The sequence below is a fragment of the Aeromonas sp. Y318-3 genome (genome assembly GCF_027706185.1).
In the GTDB taxonomy this organism is placed as follows: Bacteria; Pseudomonadota; Gammaproteobacteria; order Enterobacterales; family Aeromonadaceae; genus Aeromonas; species Aeromonas veronii.
The window spans coordinates 178565-202223 of record NZ_JAPDCN010000007.1; the positions used below are offsets into that span (position 1 = coordinate 178565).

17 protein-coding genes, 1 tRNA gene and 1 riboswitch are annotated in these 23659 nt (G+C 59.1%); of the genes, 5 read left to right on the forward strand and 13 right to left on the reverse strand.

The window, feature by feature from the left end; all coding sequences use genetic code 11:
• Positions 1 to 389 precede the first annotated feature (389 nt).
• Positions 390 to 920 (forward strand): molybdopterin adenylyltransferase, encoded by a 531-nt coding sequence (gene mog, locus OKB77_RS11940; RefSeq protein WP_005362448.1) that lies wholly within the window; start codon positions 390 to 392, stop codon positions 918 to 920.
• A gap of 83 nt (positions 921 to 1003) precedes the next feature.
• Here the strand turns inward: mog and OKB77_RS11945 are convergent, their stop codons facing one another.
• The 6 genes from OKB77_RS11945 to trmB form a co-directional block, all read right to left on the reverse strand.
• Entirely contained in the window at positions 1004 to 1405 is a 402-nt protein-coding gene (locus OKB77_RS11945; protein WP_040066783.1) for a DUF2541 family protein, read from the reverse strand.
• 167 nt (positions 1406 to 1572) lie between these two features.
• Positions 1573 to 1782, reverse strand: coding sequence for a YgdI/YgdR family lipoprotein (locus tag OKB77_RS11950; RefSeq protein WP_005335219.1), 210 nt, complete (start codon positions 1780 to 1782; stop codon positions 1573 to 1575).
• Between the two features lie 201 nt (positions 1783 to 1983).
• Positions 1984 to 3279: a sulfurtransferase gene (locus tag OKB77_RS11955; protein ID WP_064335634.1), complete on the reverse strand. Its 1296-nt coding sequence runs from the start codon at positions 3277 to 3279 to the stop codon at positions 1984 to 1986.
• A gap of 29 nt (positions 3280 to 3308) precedes the next feature.
• Complete coding sequence (gene glsB, locus OKB77_RS11960) at positions 3309 to 4229, reverse strand: glutaminase B (protein WP_005348151.1); 921 nt, start codon at positions 4227 to 4229, stop codon at positions 3309 to 3311.
• A gap of 122 nt (positions 4230 to 4351) precedes the next feature.
• A complete protein-coding gene (locus tag OKB77_RS11965; protein WP_005348158.1) occupies positions 4352 to 4684 on the reverse strand; it encodes a YggL family protein in 333 nt (110 codons plus the stop codon).
• Positions 4685 to 4732: 48 nt separating this feature from the next.
• On the reverse strand, positions 4733 to 5446 hold the full coding sequence (gene trmB / locus OKB77_RS11970) for a tRNA (guanosine(46)-N7)-methyltransferase TrmB (RefSeq protein WP_005335228.1): 714 nt from the start codon (positions 5444 to 5446) through the stop codon (positions 4733 to 4735).
• 349 nt (positions 5447 to 5795) lie between these two features.
• Here trmB and OKB77_RS11975 point away from each other — a divergent pair, with 349 nt between their 5' ends.
• Positions 5796 to 6977 (forward strand): aminotransferase-like domain-containing protein, encoded by a 1182-nt coding sequence (locus OKB77_RS11975; protein WP_123172484.1) that lies wholly within the window; start codon positions 5796 to 5798, stop codon positions 6975 to 6977.
• A 74-nt stretch (positions 6978 to 7051) separates the two neighbouring features.
• On the opposite strand, the gene OKB77_RS11980 is transcribed toward OKB77_RS11975, so the two are convergent.
• Complete coding sequence (locus tag OKB77_RS11980) at positions 7052 to 8581, reverse strand: EAL domain-containing protein (RefSeq protein ID WP_164461685.1); 1530 nt, start codon at positions 8579 to 8581, stop codon at positions 7052 to 7054.
• Between the two features lie 252 nt (positions 8582 to 8833).
• Here OKB77_RS11980 and OKB77_RS11985 point away from each other — a divergent pair, with 252 nt between their 5' ends.
• Positions 8834 to 9739: a TIGR01777 family oxidoreductase gene (locus OKB77_RS11985; protein WP_123172482.1), complete on the forward strand. Its 906-nt coding sequence runs from the start codon at positions 8834 to 8836 to the stop codon at positions 9737 to 9739.
• Between the two features lie 127 nt (positions 9740 to 9866).
• Here the strand turns inward: OKB77_RS11985 and OKB77_RS11990 are convergent, their stop codons facing one another.
• Positions 9867 to 12314, reverse strand: coding sequence for an ABC transporter permease (locus OKB77_RS11990; RefSeq protein ID WP_123172481.1), 2448 nt, complete (start codon positions 12312 to 12314; stop codon positions 9867 to 9869).
• A 36-nt stretch (positions 12315 to 12350) separates the two neighbouring features.
• A complete protein-coding gene (locus tag OKB77_RS11995; protein WP_123172480.1) occupies positions 12351 to 13046 on the reverse strand; it encodes an ABC transporter ATP-binding protein in 696 nt (231 codons plus the stop codon).
• Positions 13047 to 13102: 56 nt separating this feature from the next.
• Between OKB77_RS11995 and OKB77_RS12000 the strand changes: the two genes are divergently transcribed.
• Positions 13103 to 13714: an arylesterase gene (locus OKB77_RS12000; protein WP_123172479.1), complete on the forward strand. Its 612-nt coding sequence runs from the start codon at positions 13103 to 13105 to the stop codon at positions 13712 to 13714.
• A gap of 182 nt (positions 13715 to 13896) precedes the next feature.
• On the opposite strand, the gene OKB77_RS12005 is transcribed toward OKB77_RS12000, so the two are convergent.
• Together OKB77_RS12005 and OKB77_RS12010 are read right to left on the reverse strand one after the other, a co-directional pair.
• A complete protein-coding gene (locus OKB77_RS12005; protein ID WP_005335238.1) occupies positions 13897 to 14841 on the reverse strand; it encodes a chemotaxis protein CheV in 945 nt (314 codons plus the stop codon).
• A 139-nt stretch (positions 14842 to 14980) separates the two neighbouring features.
• Positions 14981 to 18010, reverse strand: coding sequence for a glycosyl hydrolase family 18 protein (locus OKB77_RS12010; protein WP_164461684.1), 3030 nt, complete (start codon positions 18008 to 18010; stop codon positions 14981 to 14983).
• 116 nt (positions 18011 to 18126) lie between these two features.
• Positions 18127 to 18209: riboswitch (cyclic di-GMP riboswitch) on the reverse strand.
• A 293-nt stretch (positions 18210 to 18502) separates the two neighbouring features.
• Here OKB77_RS12010 and OKB77_RS12015 point away from each other — a divergent pair.
• Positions 18503 to 20689 (forward strand): ExeM/NucH family extracellular endonuclease, encoded by a 2187-nt coding sequence (locus OKB77_RS12015; RefSeq protein ID WP_123172478.1) that lies wholly within the window; start codon positions 18503 to 18505, stop codon positions 20687 to 20689.
• A 171-nt stretch (positions 20690 to 20860) separates the two neighbouring features.
• Here the strand turns inward: OKB77_RS12015 and OKB77_RS12020 are convergent.
• Positions 20861 to 20936 (reverse strand) — tRNA-Ala (locus tag OKB77_RS12020).
• Positions 20937 to 21724: 788 nt separating this feature from the next.
• Positions 21725 to 23641 (reverse strand): glycoside hydrolase family 19 protein, encoded by a 1917-nt coding sequence (locus OKB77_RS12025; RefSeq protein ID WP_123172477.1) that lies wholly within the window; start codon positions 23639 to 23641, stop codon positions 21725 to 21727.
• Positions 23642 to 23659 lie beyond the last annotated feature (18 nt).

The following is a 23659-nucleotide window of genomic DNA, read 5'->3' on the forward strand; positions in this document are numbered from 1 at the left end:
CCTCCTTGGCGACTATTGCTGGCAACACACTGCGGTACCACACCATCACGTCCCAGCCATATAAATCTGTATATACGACGCGGCTAAAAAGGGTTCAATCCATCCACTGGCGACTAAACCGGACAATGGTCACTACGAGGGTGTCTATTTATTTTAATTGTGTTTGGAAACAAGCGATTGTTTTTAATTCAGGCGAGATAAAACACTTATACATTTTAGGTTGTGATTTTCTGTTTTTTATTGCAAATAAAAATCCGGGTGGCCTTATTTTGCTTCATTCGACACTTTATTCTTCCCTCACCGACCCGCGTCATCTCCTGACGGTTTAACATATCTCACTGATTATGTTATTTTAATTGCCACTTTTATCGGACATTTAAGAGCAGACCATGAGCAAGGCAAAAATCGGTATCGTCACCGTCAGCGATCGCGCCAGCGCGGGCATCTATGAAGACCTCTCCGGCAAGGCCATCATCGACACCCTGAACGCCTATCTGACCTCGGAGTGGGAACCTGTCTATCAGGTGATCCCCGATGAGCAGGAGCTGATTGAAGCGACCCTGATCCGGCTGGCGGATGAGGAGCAGTGCTGTCTCATCGTCACCACAGGCGGCACCGGTCCGGCCAAGCGGGATGTCACGCCGGAAGCGACCGAGGCGGTATGTGATCGCATGATGCCGGGCTTTGGCGAGCTGATGCGGGCCGAATCCCTCAAATTTGTGCCGACCGCCATTCTGTCGCGCCAGACTGCCGGGCTGCGCGACGATACCCTGATCGTCAATCTGCCGGGCAAGCCCAAATCAATCCGCGAATGTCTGGATGCAGTCTTCCCCGCCATCCCCTACTGTATCGATTTGATGGAAGGGCCGTATCTCGAGTGCGATGAAACTGTCATCAAGCCGTTTCGGCCGAAAAAATAGCGAACCCGACCATAAAAAATAATGGCGAGCCACGGCTCGCCATTATTTTTAACTCATCTGTCTGCGCAGAAAAACCACATCAATTATTTGCGGCCGAATACTTTTACGCCCGCTTTGCTGCGCTCTGAATTACCGTACACTTCGATTTTTTTCACACAACGGCGCGAGCCCAGTGATTTCCACTCGGTCTCTTTATCACTGCTCATTTCCCGATCGAAACGAATGGTCTTGGTACGATCACCACCATAGGTCACCACCACCCGATCCAGGGTCAAATCACGCTCTGCCTTCACCTTGATATATTTGGTCTGACGGCAAACCACCAAAGGAATTGTCGCACCATGATCACCGGCTCCCAGCAAAATAGTCCGCCCCAGCGTGAACTGATCGTCACCGGCATGGCTGGCTGACGCCACCACCAGCAAGACACCACCCAGCAAGCTGCGTGCAGAAAAACGGGAATTCCAGATAGACATCAAGGACATAACACCTCCAATAAAAAATGGAGTGTGATGATAAGGGTTAAACCATAACGGAAGCTGTATCAAAGCTGAATTTGCTGCGAATGTGCGGGGATCAACAGAGAAAACAGCGCGACTTTTCGGCAAAAAGAGAAGAGCCGCAGATAGCGGCCCTTGCGGCAAGAGAGCGCTTAGCGCTCCATGATTTGGGTCACGTCATCTTTCTTGATCATTACCTCGCGCCCTTCATGATCGTAATAGCGATACATGCCGGTGCTCTCGTCCAGCTTGGGTTTGCTCTCTGTGGTGATCATCTTGCCATCCTTGGTGCTCATGATGTATTGGGAGCTGCATGCCACCAGCCCCAGGGCGCACACCAGGATCATCATCAGTTTCTTCATTGCGGCCTCTTCTGCGATCATCCTCACCACGAGGATGTTTCTTGAAGCCTAGTTCAATCGCACGGCACGGGATGACGCGATGAGCAAAGCGGGATCGCCGTCAATAATCAGCGACTTAGCCTCGCTATCTGGCCGAGTGGCGAGCGCAATGAAAAAGGCCGGACATCTGTCCGGCCTCTTCTTTCAAGCGCAAGAGCGCAATCATGACTTGGCAGGCTGACGCTCACCGGTCACGGTCGGGTTCTTGGGATCGGAACTCCACTCGTACCAACCGCCGTCGTAGACGCTGATCTGTTTCCAGTCCATCAGCCACGCGTAGAAGAAGGCCTCGGAGGCGCGCCAGCCGGTACCGCAGTAGAACGCAGCCTGCTGAGTTGGCTCGATGTTCCACTGGTCCCACATGGCGAGGATCTCGCGGGCCGGCTTCATGGTGCCGTCCGGGTTGTGGAAGTCGCTCATGCTGTTGGCATCCACCCCGCCGTGACCCCACTTGGCCCCCGGGATATCGCCCTTCGGCTTGATGTAGCTGTAACCTGAGGTGTTGCCGACAAACTCGTCCCAGGTGCGCACGCTGACTAGGGCGCTATCGGGCTTCTTGAGCAGCTCTTTCGCCTGACTTAGCGTGGTGTAGTACTCGGGGTGAGCGGGAATGGCCACGCCAAACTCCTTCACCGGCTCATATTTGTTGGGCAGACCGGTTTCGGTGCGCAGGTGCTGGATAAACCAGGCATCCAGGCCACCGTCCAGCAGGCGCACATCTTCCACCCCCGCATACATCATCAGGTGCGCAGCACGGGCAGCCGCCATGGTGTTGCGACCATAGAGGATGACGGTGGTGTCGTGACGGATGCCGTTATCCAGCAGCAGCTTCTTGAGCGCTTCGTCAGAGACCTTGTTCCACAGCGGCTCCTCTTCGAGGCTGTTGGTATCGATATATCCGGCCCCCGGGATGTGGCTGATGAGGTAGGCCTTGGGTGAACCCCAATCCACTTCAAACAGCTTCCAGTCACCCTTGGGCGCCGCGGCAACCGGCTTGCCCTCTTGCAGATCCGCCAACCAGCGCGGATAGACCAGCTGCTGCCAACGTGCCAGCGACTCGCGCGGTGCGGCTTGCCACCCTTGCAGCTCGAACAGCTGCTTGATCCCCTGCTTGCGCAGCAGACGGGCCACCTCGGCCACTTCGCGGGACGCACCGTAGAGGGCAACCGGACGATCGGCTTTCAGCCCCTTGATCTCGAGCGCCTTTGGCCACTCTTCATCGCTGTATTTCCACTCAGCAGAGAGGTTCTCGGCGCCCGCCACATGACCGCCCTGCTTCTCCCCTTCCATCGGCCACCCCTGATAGAAGTAGCTGGCGCGGGTATCCAGGATGACAGCCTGTTTGGCCTTGGCATCGGCCAGCGAGAGCGGTGGCAACTCCCCTGCCACGGCGGGCAGGGCACACCAGAGCAGTAAGGTCGCCAGCGCGGCCTGCAGGAAGCGAAGATGTCGTTTCATGGTGATTTCTCGATTCATAGTGAACAAGGTTAAAAAATGGAGCGACCCAGCCGCTCAGCCAGCAGCTCCAGCGCCGCCGTGCCCGCCAGCGAGTTACCGGCTTTGTTGAGCTCGGGCGACCAGACACAGACGCAGAGCTCGCCCGGGATCAGGGCGATGATACCGCCGCCGACACCCGATTTGCCCGGCATGCCGACCCGATAGGCAAAATCGCCCGCCTCGTCATAGAGGCCGCAGGTGGCGAGCAGGGCGTTGACCTGCTTGGTGGTGCGGGCGGGCAGCAGCGGCACGCTCTCGCCCAGTGGCACACCACGGTTGGCCAGATAGATGAATGCCCGCGCCAGATCGACGCAGCTCATGCGAATGGCACAGGCATTGAAGTAGCTTTGCAGCACCTTGTCCACTTCGTTTTCGAAGTTGCCATAGGCCTTCATCAGATAGGCGATGGCGGCGTTGCGGGCAGAGTGCTGATATTCGGAGCGGGCGACCACCTGATCCGCCATGATGGCCGGATTGCCGGAAAGACGGCGCACCAGCTCGAGGGTACGCTGACGGGGCGCAGTGAGGCGGGTCTCCAGCAGATCGCTCACCACCAGCGCCCCGGCATTGATAAAGGGGTTGCGGGGGATCCCCTGCTCGAACTCGAGCTGAACCAGCGAGTTAAAGGGCTGGCCGGAGGGCTCCTTGCCAACACGGGCCCAGATCTCCTCCTCCTGATAGAGAGTGAGTGCCAGGGTCAGGCTCAGGGCCTTGGAGATACTCTGGATGGAGAAGGGTTCAAAAGCGTCACCGGCGGTGAACAGCTCCCCCTCGACGGTACAGACTGCAATACCAAGCCGATCGGCCGGTACCTGAGCCAGTGCCGGAATGTAGTCGGCCACCTTGCCTTGTCCCAGCAACGGGCGCACCTCTTCAAGGATGCTGGCCAGTAATTCGGATGACAACACCATAAGCAATAAGCGATTCCATGACTAAAACAGCGGTGGAGATCCCATCCCCACTGACAAAAATCCCGCCAGCGGCGGGATTTTTCAGTTACCCACAACAAGGCGCCAGATGCGGCAGCCTTGTATCAGGCCGGTTCACCGTACCAGAGGTCGAACAGTTCGGTAACGACCACGGCTTCCATCCCCTTGCCTTCCAGCCAGGATTTGACGGCAGCGCGGTCTTCTTCGGTACACTTGCCCAGTTGCTGGGTGCAGATCATCCCTTCCCAGGCCAGGTGACCGGAGCCGGCAAAAGCCAGTTTACGGGGTTCAACAACCTCATCGATCATCGCATCGACTACCGCATCGATGGTCTCTTCGGCAGTGCCGACCGGGAAGTTGAAACTGATGTCGAAACCCATTTCCTGGAATTCATCGACGCGCAGTTTCTTGCGCAGGCGGCGGCTACGATTGGCCATGATAGCTCCTCAAGTTAGTTGATACGCTAGGTGTGTTGACGTGCCAGCTTAGCTGACACGCTTGAAAATCAGATCCCAAACTCCGTGGCCGAGACGGTGGCCACGTTGCTCAAATTTGGTCAGCGGACGCCAGTCCGGACGGGGCACCCAGTTGCCGGTGGCAGAGGTATTCTCGTAACCCTCGGCGGCGCTCATCACTTCCAGCATGTGCTCTGCATAGTTTTCCCAGTCGGTCGCCATGTGGAACACGCCACCGATGGCCAGCTTCTGGCGAATATCCTGAGCAAACGCAGGCTGTACGATACGGCGCTTGTGGTGACGGCTCTTGTGCCAGGGATCCGGGAAGAAGAGCTGCAGGCAGGAGAGTGAACCGTTCGGGATCATGTGCTCCAGCACCTCGACCGCATCGTGGCAGATCACTTTCAGATTGGTGACCCCCGCTTCCTGAGCGGTACCCAGACAGGCGCCCACGCCCGGGGAGTGCACTTCAATGCCGATGAAGTTCTTCTCGGGGGCATTCTTGGCCATCTCTACCAGAGAGGCGCCCATACCAAAGCCGATCTCCAGCACCACAGGTGCCTCGCGGCCAAACAGTGCGACCAGATCGAGCTGCTTTGGCTCGAAATCGATACCCATGACCGGCCAGAGCTCTTCCAGGGCCTTCTCCTGCCCTTTGGTCAGGCGGCCTTCGCGACGGACAAAGCTGCGGATCTTGCGCATGAACTTGCCGTCTTCGTTAAATACATCTTGGGTCACAGGCATAATGGTCTCGTTATTTCATCAATCCGGGTAATACATCTTGTGTCCGATCCCGAGCGGGACCGCTCGCGGCTCATCATTTCATCGACCCGCGAAAACAGGGGAGCGAATTATCCCAAGATAGGCCCAAGGCGCAAGTGTTTCGCGCAACAAATATTCCGGCCATCCACTTCCCTGCTCCCTCACTGGCATCACCACACCGACTAACCGTCCAATATAATCCGCAGTAGAGTCGTTCCAGCCCTTTTTTGGCGATTTTTGTGACAATCATTGCCTCATTTCTGAAATCTGATACAAACGGATAACCTGGCGGTCGAATGGAGCGACCGCCCACATGCCGAGAGAATTGTCTATGCAGCCGTTTTTTGCCCAGCGCTTCGAGAAGGTTGAACCTTCCTTTATCCGTGAAATCCTCAAAGTTGCCGCCAATCCGGAGATCATCTCCTTCGCCGGTGGCCTGCCCAATCCCCACCTGTTTCCGGTCAAGGCGATCGATCAGGCCTGTCAGGATGTGCTGCGCGAGCAAGGGGCTGCAGCCCTGCAATATGCGGCGACCGAGGGCTTCGCCCCGCTGCGCCAATATATTGCCGACCGCTATCTGGCCCGCCACGGCATGCAGGTCAATCCGGACAACATCCTCATCACCAGCGGCTCCCAGCAGGCGCTGGATCTGCTGGGCAAGGTACTGATCGACGAGGGTCAGGATCTCATCATCGAAGAGCCGGGTTACCTTGGCGCTATTCAGGCTTTTTCTGTCTACCAGCCCACCTTCAAGCCGATCACCCTTGAAGAAGAGGGACTGGACCTGGCGGCGCTGGATGCGCTGCTGGCAAGCGGCTCCAATGCCAAGCTGCTCTACGGCGTGCCCAACTTCCAGAACCCGAGCGGTGTCTCCTACAGCCGTGCCAACCGCGAGGCAGTGGCCGAGCGACTGGTGCGCCACGAGCTGTTGATGGTGGAAGACGATCCCTACGGCGAGCTGCGCTTCGAGGGCGAGCATATGCCCCCCATTGCCAAGCTGGCGCCAAACAATACCGTGCTGCTCGGCTCTTTCTCGAAAACCGTGGTGCCCGCCTTCCGTCTGGGCTGGATGGTGATGCCGGAGTGGCTGCGCAAGAAGGTGACCATCGCCAAGCAGGCGACCGATCTGCACAGCAACGCCTTCAGCCAGCAGGTGCTGCACCGCTTCCTGACCGACAACTCCCTCGACGCTCACCTGGAGAAGATCAAGGAGGTCTATGGCCGCCAGCGCGCCGCCATGGAGGCCGCGCTGGCCCGTCACTGCCCGCCCGGCGTCAGCTACACCCGACCGGAAGGGGGCATGTTCCTCTGGCTGACCCTGCCAGCCCACATCAGTGCCATGGAGCTGTTTGACGAGGCGATCAAGGAGAAGGTGGCCTTCGTACCCGGCGCCCCCTTCTACGTGCGCCCCGAGATCAAGAACACCCTGCGCCTGAGCTTCTCCTGCGTCGATGAAGCGACCATCGAGGAGGGGGTCAAACGCTTGACCCGCGCCCTCCAGCGCATGCTCTGATCGCCCAAGCCAAACCGTATCAACAAAAAAACCAGCGAGCGATCGCTGGTTTTTTATGCTCCCCATTCAACCGTTCAGCCAAACAAGGTCTTGCAAAACTGCTTCATCGGGATGGGGCGGCTGTAACGATACCCTTGCAGATAGTCAACGTGGCGCGCCCGCAGGTAGTCCGCCTGCGACTGCTTCTCGACCCCCTCCGCGATCAGGATTAATTCAAGTCGCTTCGCCAGATCAATCACGTTTTCAACGATATGGCTGGAGAGTGCATCCGTGCCGATCATCTCCACAAAGCTCCGGTCAATCTTGAGTGCATCGACCTGAAACTGTTGCAGATAGGTGAGACTGGAGTGACCGGTGCCAAAATCATCGATAGAGATCAACACGCCCAGTTTGCGCAACTCGGCAAACATCCGGGCCGTTGTCTCATCAGCCACCAGCAGCTCCCGCTCGGTCAGCTCCAGCCCCAAATCAACGGGATTGTCCTTAAACGCGTCGAGAAACGCCTTGCAGTCAGCCAACAGGTCAAGGTCCTGAAAGTGCTTGGCGCTGATATTGAAGCAAAAATGGAACTTTGCCGGCAGCTTGCGGGCATAAGGGGAGAAGTGGTCGCGCACCTGGGCCATCAACAGGCTGGTCATGGGCACGATCAGCCCGCTATCTTCCGCCAGCGGAATAAAGCGATCCGGCGAGATCATCCCCTGCTTGGGATGCTGCCAGCGCATCAGCACCTCACAGCCACGCCACTGCTCATCCTCACCGGAGACCACCGGCTGCAGGTAGGGGATAAACTCCTCTTCGATCAACGCCCGCTTGAGCTCCTCCGCTGGTGAGCTGCTACGCCCCATCAGCCTGAAGGTGCCGAATCCAATCAGCAGCGCCAGCAGCGGAGAGAGGATCAAGGTATATCTGGAGTAGCGCCATGCGTGGCTCCAGTAGTCATGCACCGTGACCCGGGTGACGACCTGATAGGGGAAATCGGCCGAAGCGAGGGCAATATAACCCTCTTCTGTCGGAGAGGGCGCAGCCCCGACCTGACCTGAGCCAAACAGAGCCCTCTGCCCCACCACCAGAGCCATCGGGGAGTTCTTGCTGGAGATCTCCAGGGTATTGCGCAGGTAGTAGCCATCTACACCGATCAGCACACTCCCCTTGTCAGTTTCATGACGCAGCACGATCAAGGGGCGATCCGGTGTGACCTCATTGCCAGGCAGCAGTTGCAACCTGCCATCCACATAGCGGTCGGGATTGAAGGGGCCATCGTAGTCACCATAGAGCGAGGTGCAGTATATGTGGCTGCCGACAGCCAGATTGGCGGAACGGACATAAGGCACCGTGGCCACCTGTTCGCGCAGCAGTTGTGCCGCCTCCTTGCACGAGTGACCAAGCATCCCCTTCACATTGATGGCCGCCTGCCGGGCATGGCCGATGGAGCGCTCAAACATCACACGGGCATGCTGCAACCGTGAATCGGCATCACGCTCTGTCTCCATCACCGTCTGCCAGATAACGGCAACAACCCCCAGCAGCAGGATCCCGCCCCCCATCAGCAGCGCCAACAGAATCCTCGAGTAAAGCTGGCGAAGTTTCAAACGACGAAATGGCATGGCGGCCTCTTTGATGCTCGGATGATGGGTGACAGCCTCGTTGGACAGGCGAAAAGGGTCGCCATAATAGCGATTGTTCAACAAATATCCACACAACAAAAATCAATCAATTCAAACTATTGTTCAACAATATGTCGTAAGAAGAGGATAGAGTTAACAAACGTCAGACAGAAAACTCCCGAAGCACGTCTCACTTGTTGAAGGGAAGCCACACCATTAAAGTTGAGCAAACGGCAGCAGGAGCATGCAGCGATGAAGATTCTTATTACCGGAGGAACCGGCTTTATCGGCCGCAAGCTGGTTGCCCATCTCAAGGTCAATCACGAGGTCGTGGTATTGAGCAGGCAGGGGAGCCGCGCCTACTCCCTGCTCGGTCACGATATCAAGGTATTGGATAACCTCGACCGGCTTGATGACCTCAATGACGTGGACGCAGTGATCAATCTGGCCGGTGAACCCATCGCCGCCGGACGCTGGAGCGAGTCGCGCAAACAGCTGCTCTGCGATAGCCGCTGGCTGTTGACCGAGCAGCTGGTGGATCTCATCAAGCTATCCAGCACGCCGCCCAAGGTTCTGATCAACGCCTCCGCCATCGGCTGGTATGGCAGACAGGGTACCGAAACCCTCGACGAGCAGTGCCGCTCTCCCAACGACGAATTTACCCACCAGCTCTGCCAGCAGTGGGAGACCCTGGCGCAGGAGGCCCAGAGCCGCCAGACCCGGGTCTGTATCGTGCGGATCGGGCTGGTGCTCGGCATGGATGGGGGGGCGCTACCCAAAATGCTCCCTCCCTACCGACTCGGACTCGGTGGCCCTATGGGGTCAGGCAACCAGATGATGAGCTGGATCCATGTGCAGGATCTGGTGCGCGCAATGCTCTTTCTGCTGGAGCACGAAGAGTGCAGCGGCATCTTCAACGGCACTGCGCCCCATCCGGTCAGCAACCGGGATTTCAGCCAGACCCTTGCCACCACGTTGCACCGCCCGCACCTCTTTTTCGTGCCCGCCCCCCTGCTGCAACTGGTGATGGGTGAAGCGGCCGATCTGCTGCTGACCGGACAAAAGGTGATACCAGCACGACTGCAACAGGCCGGTTTTCACTTCAGCTATCCCGAGCTGCCGAGCGCCCTCACCAATCTGCTGCGCGAGCCCCGCTAAATCACACCTGCTCGCTGCGTCCACTCGTCAGCACCTCATATAGCAAGCAGCCCGGCCAATGGCCGGGCTGCTTGCTTATTGTGGCTGCGCTATTGCGCCTTGTGTGCATCGGCTCGCGCTGGCGGGATTACAACAACCCCTGACCCAGCCCTCGCAGCCGATCGCTCAGGGTGCCAGCCAGCAGCTGACGCTGCATCCCCTGCCCCGCCAGCGTCACCAGCAGTGCCCCCAGTGTCGGCAGGCCGAGCCAGATAGCCCAGTGGAACTGCCACTGCCCCTCGAACCACCACCACTGAAGGCCAAAAGAGCAGAGCTCCACCACCATGGCGGCACAGAACCCCGCCAGCGCACCACTGGCCACCAGCTCCCAGCGCAGCATCTTCCTGAGCAGATCGCTGCTGGCACCCAGAGTGCGCATCAGCAGCAGCTCGCGCCGACGCTGAGCCATGCTGGCCTGGGTCTGGGTCAGCAGCACCAGCAGCGCGGCCACTGTCACCAGCCCCAGCATCAGCGCCAGCGCCCGGCTCACCTGCTCCGATACCTGAGTGAGCCGCGCAATCAGGTCATCCACATCGATAAGACTCACCGTGGGGTGGCGGCGGATCAACTCCACCTCGGCAGTGCGCCCCGCCTCGGGCAGCCGGTAGCTGCCAAGCCAGGTTCGGGAGAAGGGTGCCAGCAGATCCTCGGAGAAGATCATGTAGAAGTTGGGACGCATATTGTCCCACTTGATGCTGCGCAGACTGGTGACCCTGGCGCCAAAGCTGCGCCCCTCGATGGTAAAGGCGAGCATGTCCCCCAGCTTGATATCGAGCCGCTTGGCCAGTTCGCTATCCACCGACACCTCGCCGGGGCCAGCGAGCCATTTACCGGCCACCAGCTTGTTGTCTATTGGCAGGGTTGTTGTGGTAGTGAAGTTGAGCTCCCGATCGACCCCTTCACGACCACTGCTGGCCCCCTCGCCCACCGCCTCACCGGCGATATGGGTCAGCCTGCCACGCACCATGGGATAGAAATCGGAAGTGGTGGCCCCGGCTGCCGCCAGCTCGCTCAGGATCCCCTCCCGCTCGTTCTCGGCCACATTGACCAGAAAACGGTTGGGCGCATCGACGGGGAGACGTGCCGAAAACTCATCCAGCAGATCGACCCGGGCCGCCCAGAGCAAGCCAAACAGCATCAGCGCCAACGCAAAGCCCGCCAGCTGAAACAGGCCACTGCTGCGCTCGCGCGACAGGTGGGCCAGCGCCAACCGCAAGGCATGAGGCCCGCTCACTTTTGCTCCCAGCCGCAACATCAGCGCCGCCAGCAGGGCCAGCAGCCCCATCAGCAAGCCCATGCCCCCCACCAGACCCAGCGCCAGCCGCACATCGGCGGTAAAGCCCCAGACCAGCGCAAACAGCCCGAACAGGCCGACCGGCAGGGCCAGCCAGGGGGGAATACCCGCCTCCAGCTCCCGGCGCAATACTCGCAGCGGCGGCACTTTCAGCAGCCGCAAGAAGGGCACAAAAGCGAGCAGCAGAGCGATAAAGAGCGCCACCGCCACCCCCAGCGCAAAGGGGCGCCAGGAGGGGGGCGGCAGATCCGGCGGCAGCAGGTCCCCCAGCAGTTGCAAGGTGATCCACTGCATGACGGTGCCCGCCACCAGACCCAGCAACGCACCGATCAGCGTCAACGACAGCAGCAGGGTTCCCATCAGTTGCCAGAGCGAGCGACGGGATGCCCCCAGCGTCTTGAGCAGCGCCACCATATTGGTCTGGCGCTCTGCAAAGTGGCGCACCGCGATGCCCATCGCCAACGCCCCCAGCAACACTCCGCTTAGCGAGGCAAGCCGGAAGAAACGCTCGGCATTGGCCAGCGAGCGACCCACTTGGGATTCGCTGTCATCCGGTTTGATCCACTTCTGTCCGGCCTGCAATTGCGGCAACAACCATTGCTCGTAACGGGCCAGCGCCTCTCTCGGCCCCTTGAACAGATAGCGCCACTGCTGGCGGCTACCGGGAAGCAGGGCACCGGTCGCCTCGATATCGGCACTGTGGATCAGCGCCCGCGGCGCCAGCAGGAAGGGGCTGAAGCCCTGATCCGGCTCCTCGCCAAGCAAGCCCGCCACCTTGAGCACCGTATTGCCCACCTCCAGCTCATCCCCCGTTTTGGCCTTAAGCAGCTGCATCACCCGGGCGGAGAGCCAGATCTCGCCGGGAGCCGGGGCGCGGGCAGGTTCCAGAGTGAGTTTGCCGTAGAAGGGGAAACCGTCGGGCACCGCCCGAATGGAGGCAAGCTGCAGCGCGTCGCCGTGAAACAGCATGCTGTTGAAGCTGACGGTGGTCTGCACCGCCAAGCCATCCTGTTTCGCTCGGGCCAGCCAGCCATCCGGCAGGGCGGCGGCGGTGCGCAGCACCCGATCCGCTCCGATAAAGTCGCGGCCCGACGCCTTGAGTCCGGCATCGAGCCGATCCGCCACCAATGCCACACTCAAGACACACGCCACGCTAAGCGCTAGCGCCAGCACAAACCAGCGCAGCTCGCCGCTGAAACCTTCCCGGCGCAGCAGTCGCCATCCCAATCGCCACTGCATCATCCCTTGCATCTCCCGCCAGATCCGCTGCTCACCCCGTTACACCACATCATGGGCCACCTCGCGATCCAGCCGACCCGCCGTCATGACCAGTTGCCGCTGGCAACGCTCGGCCAGCTGATGGTCATGGGTCACTACCACTAGCGTGGTGCCGTGCTTGCGATTGAGTTCAAACAGCAGCTCGATCACCTTCTCGCCGGTCTTGCTGTCGAGGTTGCCGGTCGGCTCGTCCGCCAGCAGCAGGCTTGGACGGGTCATAAAGGCGCGGGCGATGGCCACCCGCTGCTGCTCACCGCCGGAAAGCCGTGGCGGCAGATGGTGTAACCGCTCGCCAAGCCCGACCGCGGCCAGCAGATCGCGAGCTCTTGGTTCGCAATCACGCTCGCCGCGCAGCTCGGCGGGCAGCATCACATTCTCCAGCGCCGTCATGGTCGGGAGCAGCAGGAACGACTGGAACACAAAGCCGATCTGCTCGGCGCGCAATCTGGCCCGCCCCTCTTCATCCAGCTCGCCCAAGGATTTGCCGAGGATTTCGATCTCCCCCTGACTCGGCAGATCGAGCCCGGCCAGCAGCCCCAGCAGGGTGGACTTGCCGGAGCCGGAGGCGCCGACCAGTGCCACCGTCTCGCCGCTATTGACTTGCAGATCGATCCCTTCAAGGATGGTGAGGCTTTCCTGGCCGAGGCGAACCGATTTGCCGAGGCCCTTGACGACAATAATGGGGGTTGAACTCATGCTCTGTATCCTTTGTTCCAATCCCTTGATGACAATCCATAGCGGGAGTTGAATTGATGGTGCGTATTCTGTTTGCCTTGTTTGTTGGCCTCGGCAGCCTGCTCTCGTCGGCTCAGGCCCAGACCCTGCTGGTGCTGGGAGATAGCCTGAGCGCCGGCTATCAGATGCAGGTTGAGCAGAGCTGGCCCGCCCTGCTCAGCCAGAAATGGCAGGAGGAGGGGGGCAAACACACCCTGCTCAATGCCAGCATCAGCGGTGAAACGACACAAGGGGCGCTGGCCCGTCTGCCCGCTCTGCTGAAGGAGCACAAGCCGGACTGGCTGCTGATCGAACTGGGGGGCAACGATGGCCTGCGCGGCTTCGCACCGACCATTACCCGCCAGAATCTGGCCAGCATGATCGCGCTCGCCAAGGAGCAGCAGACCCGCGTGGTGTTGACCCAAATCCAGCTGCCCCGCAACTACGGTGCCCGCTATCTGCGCCAGTTCGAACAGATCTTTCCCGAGTTGGCCCAGGCTAACGATCTGCCGCTGCTGCCCTTCTTTATGGATGATATTGCGCTGCGCCCTGAACTTATGATGAACGATGGTATTCATCCCACCCCGGCGGCCCAGCCCCAAATCCGCGATAAAGTCGCACGCTTTATGGAGCCGCTGCTCAGCCAATAAGCCCGCCATCTATCACCAATATCCCATAACAAAATATCCCGCCAAAATCGGATGTTTTGAATGGTCGACGATCTCTGCGTGGCACCTTGATTCAACCAATCCATCGCCAATACCCAGTAACAAAACATCCCGCCGAAGCGGGATGTTTTGTTACTGATTTAGCATAACCGGCAGGCAGCTTCTCAGCTTTCCAGCACCTGACGCAGCCGCTCCTGGGCCACGCCGACCAGCAAGTCGGGCTGGAATTTGGAGATAAAGCGGTCACAACCAACTTTCTTGACCATGGCCTCGTTGAAATTGCCACTGAGTGAAGTATTGAGGGTGATAAAGAGATCGGACATGCGCGGATCGCTGCGCACCTCGTGGGTCAGGCGGTAGCCGTCCATCTCCGGCATTTCGGCATCGGTGATCATCAGCAGGATCTCGTCAGTCACCTTCTTGCCAGCATCGCACCACCCCTTGAGCAGGGTCAGCGCCTGCAAACCATCCTGACACTCGATCACCTCAAGCCCAAGCTGGCCCAGGGTCTCGCGCACCAGATTGCGGGCGGTGCTGGAATCATCGACGATCAGCACTTTGCGGCCATGCATCTCGGGCAGGATCTCCCGATCCAGCACCTCTTCAGAGATCCGGATGTCATAGGTGATGATCTCCGCCAGCACCTTCTCTACATCGATGATCTCGACGATCTGATCCACCCCATCTTCGGGAATGCGGGTGATGGCGGTGAGGTAGTTGGCGCGCCCGGCAGAGCGCGGCGGTGGCAGAATGTCCTTCCAGGTCATGTTGACGATGTTGGCCACCTGCCCCACCAGAAAACCCTGAATGGTGCGGTTGTACTCGGTGATAATGAGGTTGGATTCACTGTCGATGGGCATGGGGCGCATGCCGATGGCGCTGCGCAGGTTGATCACCGGGATCGAGGTACCACGGATATTGGCCACCCCGCTGATATTGTGATGGGAGCCCGGCATCTTGCTCAGATGGGGCAACTTGACCACTTCCCGTACCTTGAAGACGTTGATGGCGAACATCTGACGGGTGCCGAGACGAAACATCAACAACTCGAGGCGGTTTTCACCCACCAGTTGAGTTCGTTGATCAACGGAATCCAATATACTCGCCATACGCTGATATCCATCTGATTATTAATCGACTCTATTATAGAGGCTGCCCGCCAGGAAAGGCAGGCGCATTTTCAACCAGAGCGACCAACCAGACAAAAAAAGTGAGGCCGAAGCCTCACTTATCTCATTGATTTTAAAATCAATAGCTACAGACAGACTTCCAGCTGCCATCGGTTGCCTTGGGCTCGCTGCTGGTCCACCAGTTCGCCTGCCACACTACCTTGTTATGGGTGATGCGATCGCCGCCATTGGCATGATCCCCCTGTGGCCAGCTCGGATAGGCCTTGTAGGCCGCCGGATTGACGTTCTGGCTGCTGCAGCTGGTGCCCGGATTCTCACCGCCACCCGAGCCCAGCACGGCCTCCGGCAAGGTCGGGAACTCGGCCTTGAGACCAATGGTCTGGCTGCCGCTGATGATGCGCATACCGCTCGGCACGCCAGCGGCGGGCAGGTAGTAGGTCATGGCGACTTCAATCTCGGCCCCCGGTGCCAGAGTCTGCCAACCCGGCAGGTTCATGGCGACCTTGTGGAAGTCCTTCTCATTGGCAATGCCTTCCGAATTGTCGTTGCCACCGCTCTCCACCACTTTCAGCCCCATGCCACTCTGATCCGTGATGGTGTCAGAGGTGGAAGTGGGCACCAGAAACTCGATGCGCGCGCCGCCCGGAATGGTCTGGGTCGACTTGTTGACCAGATTGAGTTTCGGGTTGATCGGGTAGTTGGAGTCCCCTTCCTTGAAGCCGGAGAGGCTGACCTGGATGTCGAGCTGGGCGCTCGGCGCGGCCAGATCGTTTTGCTTGGTGTTGTACGGAGTTGCCTTGGCAAACTTCTCGTAAGCCAAGGTGGTCAGGGTGCTGCCCATGCCGTACTCGTTCTTGGCCGGATCGAAGGCGTAGTCACCCGCCATCTCCCAGAACATCACGCCACCCAGACCGCGCTTGATGATGTAGTCCAGCTTGTGGCCCATGGACTCTTCATCTTCGGTTGAGAGGAACACCTTCTTCTCTTCGTTCCACAGCCAGGGCGCGTGGGCCTTGTCATCGTAGTAACGCACATACTTGCCCTGCATCACGTGAGCCGGATTGTTGGGATCCAGACCCCAGGCAGTGCCATAACTTGGCAATGTGGTGATGCCGAGGCTGGCCGCATTCTCCAGGTTCTTGGCATGCCACATGGGCACGGCGCCACCGCCGATCTCCTTGCCGTTCTTGTCGAGATCATGCCAGATGTTGTCGATGCCGACCGCCCCGTTGCCGCACGGAATGGTGCTGCCACCAGTGCCCGGCTGGCACTCGTTCTGGCTCGGCAGGGCTGCCTTGCCACCCAGCCCGTGACTGCCACCGCTTACCCCCTGCCAACCGCGGGTGTAATAGGGCACGCCAACGTTGATCTTGCCAGCCGCCAGCGCACCGCGGAAGTAGTGGGCAGACCAGGCGGCGTTGAGGTAACCGATACCGCCAAACTGGGTCTGGGTATAGACGCCCCAATGGGAGAGCTCGGGGTCAGCATTGTTGTCGAACAGGGCCGCGTTGTGACCGACAAAGTGGTTCCAGGCGCCGTGGAAGTCATAGGTCATCAGGTTGACGTAGTCGAGATACTGGGTGACCTGGAAGTTCTCCATCCCGCGCAGCAGATAGGCCGAGGCCGGTGAGGCGATGGTCAGCATATACTTGCGGCCATCTTCGTTACCGGCGTTGTCGAGCCGCGCCCGCAAGGTCTTCATCAGCACCTCGTAGTTGGCAAACAGCTTGGCCCGGCACTGGTTGGAGAGCGGGAAGTCGTTGGGATTGCCCGCATCCTTCATCGAGGTGGGGTATTCGTAGTCGATATCGACCCCATCAAAGCCGTACTGGCGGATAAAGCTCACCGCCGAGTCAGCCAGGGTGTTGATACCGGCAGTATTGACCGAGCAGTCACCCTTGGTAGTGGCAGTGTAGAAACCGCGCGTATCGGCCCAGCCCCCGACCGAGATGAGGGTCTTCACGTCCGGATACTGCTTCTTGTACTTCGACAACAGGTTGAAGTGGCCCTTGTAGGCAAATTCAGGATCCATCTCGGCACCCGGCACGCCATCCCAGGTCATCTTGGTGGCTGCATCGTCCACCTTGATGGTGTGGCTCTGCTCATCCACCGCCGCGAAGGCGTAGTTGATGTGGGTGATCTTGTTCCATGGAATATCGCTCACCAGATAGGCAGGCAGGCCGTTCTTGCCGGTGCGCCAGGAGGTGAAGTAGCCGATGACCCGACGGGCATGGTCATCCCCCATGCACTCGTAACCATCCGGACGATAGATCTGGCGAATGTCACAAGAGAGGTTGCCACCGGTGGGCGGCAGCGCGGCCTCCTCGACATTGACGGTCACCGCCGCCGACTCGCCGCTCAGATTGGTCTTGTCAGTGGCCACCAGCTTGAGGGCGGCACTGCCTTTGGCATCCGGTGTCCAGTTCACCTGCCAGGGGGCAGTGGTATCTTCGCCCACCTTCTTGCCGTCGACATAGAGCTCGACTTTGGCCACATCGTTGTTGGCATCGGTGACGTTACCGCTCACCGCCACACTGCGACCCAGCGTCACCTTGGCGCCGCTGGCCGGGCTGCTGATGCTCGCCTTGGGCGCCTCTGGCGCGACCACGGCGGCGACGTTGAAGCTGGAATCCGCTTCGCTCAGCACCTTGCCATCTTTATCCAGCGCGCGAGCTTTGAGGGTATGGACCCCCACTCCGGCGGCGCTCCAGCTGGCACTCCAGGGGGAGGCGCTCGCCGTGGCAACCAGCGTGCCGTCGACAAGATATTCCACCTTGGCCAACGCCGTTACCGGGCCACTCAGGGTCACTGCCAGCGCCACGCTGGCTCCTTCATTAAAACTGGAACCGGCAGCCGGTGAGCTGATGGCTACGCCGATCGCAGGAGGAGGCACCTCGCCACCATAGGGCTTCCAGGCATCTGCCCAGACCACACCTACCCCCGGCTCATAGTGATAGGGGGATGCCCCGCACCAGCCTGAATAGGGGAATTCTTTGCACTCGTAGAGGGCACCGACGTTGCTGACGATATCGCCAGCCTTGTAGGCAGTACCGGATTTATAGGCGGGATAAGCGGCCTGAGCCCAGGCGGGCGCAGCCGCAAGGGCGACCAGCATGGCAAGCCTGCTGGGTCTGAAGAGCTGTTGCATATTGTTATCTTCCTTGTTTTGTCTTGGCATTGGTCACCAAGGCAAAGAACAATCGCAACCTGCATGATGGGCGCAGACAACTGGCAATGGACCTGCCACAAAAACCACCCCTCACCCAGGGAAACCCCGCTATCTGGATCCACGATCGAGACCGGAAGCATTGCGCCCCGACATCACTGCCGGTTTGCCCTTTACCTGGGTTCCGTGAGGAACGAACCCAGTATAGGAAGGCGACAAGATCCCCTCAATCTTTATTCTCAAAGAGAATTATCCCCTGCCACGAAAGCGTCATGATCACAGGGTTAGAATTGATTGAATTATCAAAAAAATCATACTGTTACTGGGATCATAAAAACGCTTTTCCTCATCTTCCCAGATTCGTTTAATGTGCGTTGGCTCACTGGTATGACATGCCAGAAATGTGACAATGCGCGCCCTTGGTCAACGAGCCAAGGCTATGGAATCACTGGCAAAAATAAAAAAGGAACACCTATGAAAGGTACTCGTACCCTGCTGTCGCTGGCCGTGGGGCTGGCACTTGCATCCTCAGGCGCCCATGCGGCATTTGTCTGCCCGTCCGATCCGGCTCAACTCACCCCCATCCCGACCATTCAGGGCACAGGCTCCGCCAGCGCGCTGGCCACCCAGACCGTGACCGACAAGAACGGCAATGTGACCGGCAAAATCAGCCCGGGCACCTTCAACGTTCGCGGTATCGTGACGACGCTGGGCCAAAGCCTGACCAAGGGGTTCTATCTGACCGACCCGGTGGGCGATGGCAATCCGGCCACCTCTGATGGCATCTTTGTCTATCTGAACGACAAGGACTTCGCGACCAAATATAAAGACATCAAACCGGGGTCTGAACTCTGCCTCGAAGCCAAGGTCGAGGAGTATTACGGCGGCACCCAGCTCAAGCCCACCTTCGAATCCAGCAAAGCCCGCCTGCAAGTCACCGCACAAGGGCTGAATGTGCCGACCAGCGTACTGCAGGTCAATGAAGGGGAGACGCTGGCGCAAGCGCTCAATCGCCACGAAGGGATGCGGGTACGTCTCGACAGCAGCAGTGACCTGCACCTGACCCGCAACTACGGCTTCGACTACAAGGTCTATCGCAACAACGTAGAGTTGGCCCACAAAACCCCGCTGATCAAACCGACCCAACTTCATGTTGCCAACAGTGCGGACGCTGTCGCACTAGCCACCCAAAATAGCAGCAACCGTCTGGTGGTAGAGTCCGATAACAACAAAGTACCGGATGGCGTACTGCCCTGGTTCCCGAGCTGGGATGCCGATCAGGGATATCTGCGCATCGGTGATCAACTGACCGGGCTGGAGGGGGTGATCGTATACAACAAGGATGCGTTCCGTCTGGTGGTACCGAGCGATGTCACCCTGACTGCCGGCGCCCTGCTGCGCAGCCCTGAAGAGGATCGTCAAGACGCGCCGGCTCGCCTCGCTGGCAGCGATCTGCGGATCGGCAGCTTCAACGTACTCAACTACTTCACCAGCCACTCCAGCATTGGCGGCGCACTCAATATCCTGTGCAAGGATCAGGCGGATGCCGACAACGCCAAAGGTTGCAACCGGGGTGCCAAGAGCCAGCCCGAGTTCGAGAAGCAGCGCACCAAGATCGTCAATGCCATTACCGCAATGGATGCCGATCTGCTTGGCCTGATGGAGATGGAGAACAACGGCTTCGAGGATAACTCGGCACTCCACAATCTGGTGACCCGCCTCAACGAACAGCAAAAGGATGCGAGCAAACACTACGCCTATGTGCGTCTGCCGGTCACTGCCCTTACCGATGGCAAGTTCTTCGGCGGCGACGCCATCATGGTGGCGATGATCTACCGTCCTGCCCTGCTCACCCCCAGCGGAGATGCCAGCGTCATCAAGCTGCCGGAGCAGCGCTACACCACTGGTGGTGTGGCCAAGACAGCCGGTCAGCGCGACTCACTGGTTCAGACCTTCACCCTCGCCAAGAGCAAGGAGCCGCTGACACTGGTGGTCAACCACCTCAAATCCAAGGGGTCAGGCTGCTACGAAAATGGCGATGGCAAGACAGAACCGGCCGACCTGCAAGGCAAGTGCACCGAGTTCCGGGTCTCTGCCGCCAAGGTGCTGGGTGAGGCGGTCAGCAAACTGCCGGGCCAGGTGCTGTTGGTGGGCGACTTCAACTCCTACGCCAAGGAAGATCCGATCCGGGTACTGACCGACTACAACCCGGCCACCAGCGAGCGGAAGATCGTATCAGCCTCCCACACCTTTATCGGTGATCAGTCCTATGAACAGCTCGGTCGCGAAGTGACTCGCAGCTACGGCCTGATCGATCTCAACGTCAAATTCAACAAGGAGAAAGCCATCTCCTACAGCTACGACGGGGAGCTGGGCACCCTGGACTATGCCCTCGCCAACCCGGCGCTGGCCAGCAAGGTGGCAGGTGTCGCCGACTGGCACATCAACTCCTTCGAGAGCTCCCTGTTCGAATACGGCAGCCAGTACACCGGCTCCCTGCTCAAGTCTGACAACCCCTTCAGTGCCTCTGACCATGATCCCATCATCGTCGACCTGAGACTGGAGAGCGATGCCACCAAACCGGACACCTCCTCAGGCGGTGGTGCACTGGGACTCGGCCTGCTGGCCCTGTTACCGCTGGCCTGGCGACGTCGCCGTTAACCACAGGCGCATTTGAATAGTGCAACCAAAGCCCGTGACTCTCGCGGGCTTTTTCATTCAGGTCATTGGATTTACAAATGAAAGGCGCGGGCGTATGGAGAAAATAAATGATGGAGAAAACAAAAAGGCCACCGCGATGCGGTGGCCTTTTTGTTTCTTTTAACAAGAATTTGGTGGAGCTACGCGGGATCGAACCGCGGACCTCTTGCATGCCATGCAAGCGCTCTCCCAGCTGAGCTATAACCCCAACTCACCTCGGTGCTGACGAAGTTATCTCCGGCAACGGAGGCGCATGATAGGCATCACCCGCTTTGCTGTCAACCCTAAAATAACCGCGACTGATTCGTTTAGTCAAAATTGCAGCAGTTCGCTGTTTTTACCAGCAAGACGCGTGCTATCTCTCTGTTTTATGTCACAAATCGGCTCAAGCACCTATAAAGGAGAGGCCGTGCAGCAAGCCTCTTTCCCCGTGCAACGCCCCCGCTCTCAGGCATCTTTTGCAGGCTGATCGTCAGCTTCTCCCCCGTCACCTCGGGAAAGCCTTTCCATAAAGGGCATTGCATTTGAAAACCCTTTCCATGATTTTTGTAAATTTACAACACGGAAAGTTGATCTGGCTCACAAATGACCATAGGATCAAACCGTGACCCAGGTCACACCCCATAACCATAAATGACAGAGCGATGAGGTAAACCATGTTTGAGAATCTGGCAGTCCTGTTCCACCTGCGCGGTGCAACCACCAAGAACGGCGTTGTAGAGAAAGATGCCTATGCCCCCTCCACCCGTGAATACTACTTCCGCTACGGCAAATAATTGCTGAAAGCCTTTCACGGAAAAAGTAATAAAACTACAACACACATCATCACACAGCCCTCTCGAGGCGCTGTCCTGTCCGGGCCAGATGTTCCACGGCCAAACCTGAACTCCACCAAACAAGAATGGGGCCCGCAGGCCCCATCTTTTATTGCTCCAGACTGTGATTACACCAAATAGTGCGCAGGCTTGTCGGTAAGCCTTGTAACCCTGAAACGGCTCAGAGCTTGATCCAGGCATCGGCCCAGGCCGTACCCTTGCCCGGCTCATAGGCCCAGGCAGCACCTGCGCACCAACCGGTGTAGGGGTGCGGTTTGCACTCGTAGCTGGCACCGCCGTTACTGACCCGCTCGCCCGCCTTGTAGGGAGTCCCCTCTTTGTAGGCCGGATAGTCAGGCGGCGTTACGCCCCCCTCCTCCCCTTTCACCAGCAGGCTATGGGTAGTGCTGCGGCTCAGATTACCTTCATCTGTGACCGTCAGTTTGATCTCCAGCTTGGTATCGCTGGCCGGCTTGGGCAGAGTCAACTCCAGCGTTACCTGATCCAGAGCCGGGGCAGAGGCACCGGCCGGAATAATCCAGGCATAAGTCAGCGGCTTGCCTTCCGGATCGCTGGAGTGCTGGCCGGAGAGGGTTACCTTGCTGCCACCTTCGGCCTGCGCCGGGCCGGTGATATTGGCCACCGGCGGCAGGTTGGTGCCACCGCCGTTATCCTCGATCACCACCTCCGGATAGAAGTGCTGAACACAGCGGCTGTAATCCCCTGCCTTGAAGGCACTGAAACGGGTCTGGTAGCCCACCAGCTTGCACGAGTAACTCTTGCCGCCGTTGGGGTTCTCTGCCACATAGCTCCAGTCCTGCTCCCAATAGATGGGCAAGGCACCGGCGCCATTGTCGTCAAACACCTTCATGTTCTTGCAACCCAGCACTTCGTCGGATGGCACCGCCACCCCGAGGTAGTTGGCAAACTCGCGGTAGTAGTTGATGCGGTTCTGGGACTGGGCATGCTCGACCGGACCACCGCACTCCACCCCGCCGTTGATGATCTGGGTGGTGACCCCGAAGCCCGGCACCAGACCGTTCTGTTTGTCGTGCTCGTTTGGCTGCCAGGTGCCATCGATGACATGGAGCATGGAGGGCTTGGGCGGCTGCGGATAGGTATAGAAGAACACCGCACTGGCGAGGTTCAGCCAGGTGTCGGCCACCAGATCGGGGCGGTCGAGCAGGGTGCGCACAGTGCCGAACATCGCCTCGGAGAAGGGGCCGTAGTTGTAGTTGTAAGAGAGTTGCTTGGCGCCGCGGCCAAAGTAGCTCTTGAACTCGCCATTATCGAAGGTGCCGCACGGCCACTGCTGACCCTGCCACACATCCGGGCTGCACTCGGCGTTGTAACCGCCGCGCATGGTCTCATTCCATCCCATCTCGCGCACGTAGACCAGCGCCTGACGCCACTCGGCTTCCGGGCGCCAGTTTTCATGGCCGCCGGTCTCTTGAGCGAAGTGAGCGAACATGGTCGCCAGAGTCTTGCGGCAGATGGCGTCAGCATCGCGGCCGTCGCTGTAATCGCTGCACAGGGCCGGGAACTTGGCCGCCGCCTGCAACAGGCCACGATAGGTGTACTCGGGGGCGCGTAGCGGGAAGAGGTAGTTGAACTGGCTCTCGCTCAGCAGGCTTTCGACCCGCTTGACGTTGCCCGGGTTGTCGGCACGACCCGGCTGCACCGCCTCGACTACCAGATTGTCCCGGGTAGCGATGGAGGCCTTGACCGCTTCCATCGCCGGGAAGTCGGTCAGCGCCTTCTCTTTGGCATCCAGCTCGGCCTGGCTCATATAGACGGGGGTGGTGCTGCCATCCGGCGGGGTAGGTGTCGGCGGATTGGGCTTGTCATCGCCGCCGGTGTCCGGCGGGGTCACATCCCCTTCGCCGATCAGCTTCCACGGGGTATCCCACTCATTGGCGGCCGCCATGCCGGGAGTCTGACCCGGGTTGACCCACCACTTGGCCTCGAAAACCTGGCCGTTGTAATTGACCTGGCTGCCGCCCGGATAGGATTTGTTGATGTCGTATGCCTCGGCCGCCCACAGGTGGCCGCTCAGCATCATGCCGGCAAGCAGAAGGGTGATGCGGTTTTTTTTCATTATTGTTGCTCTCTATGG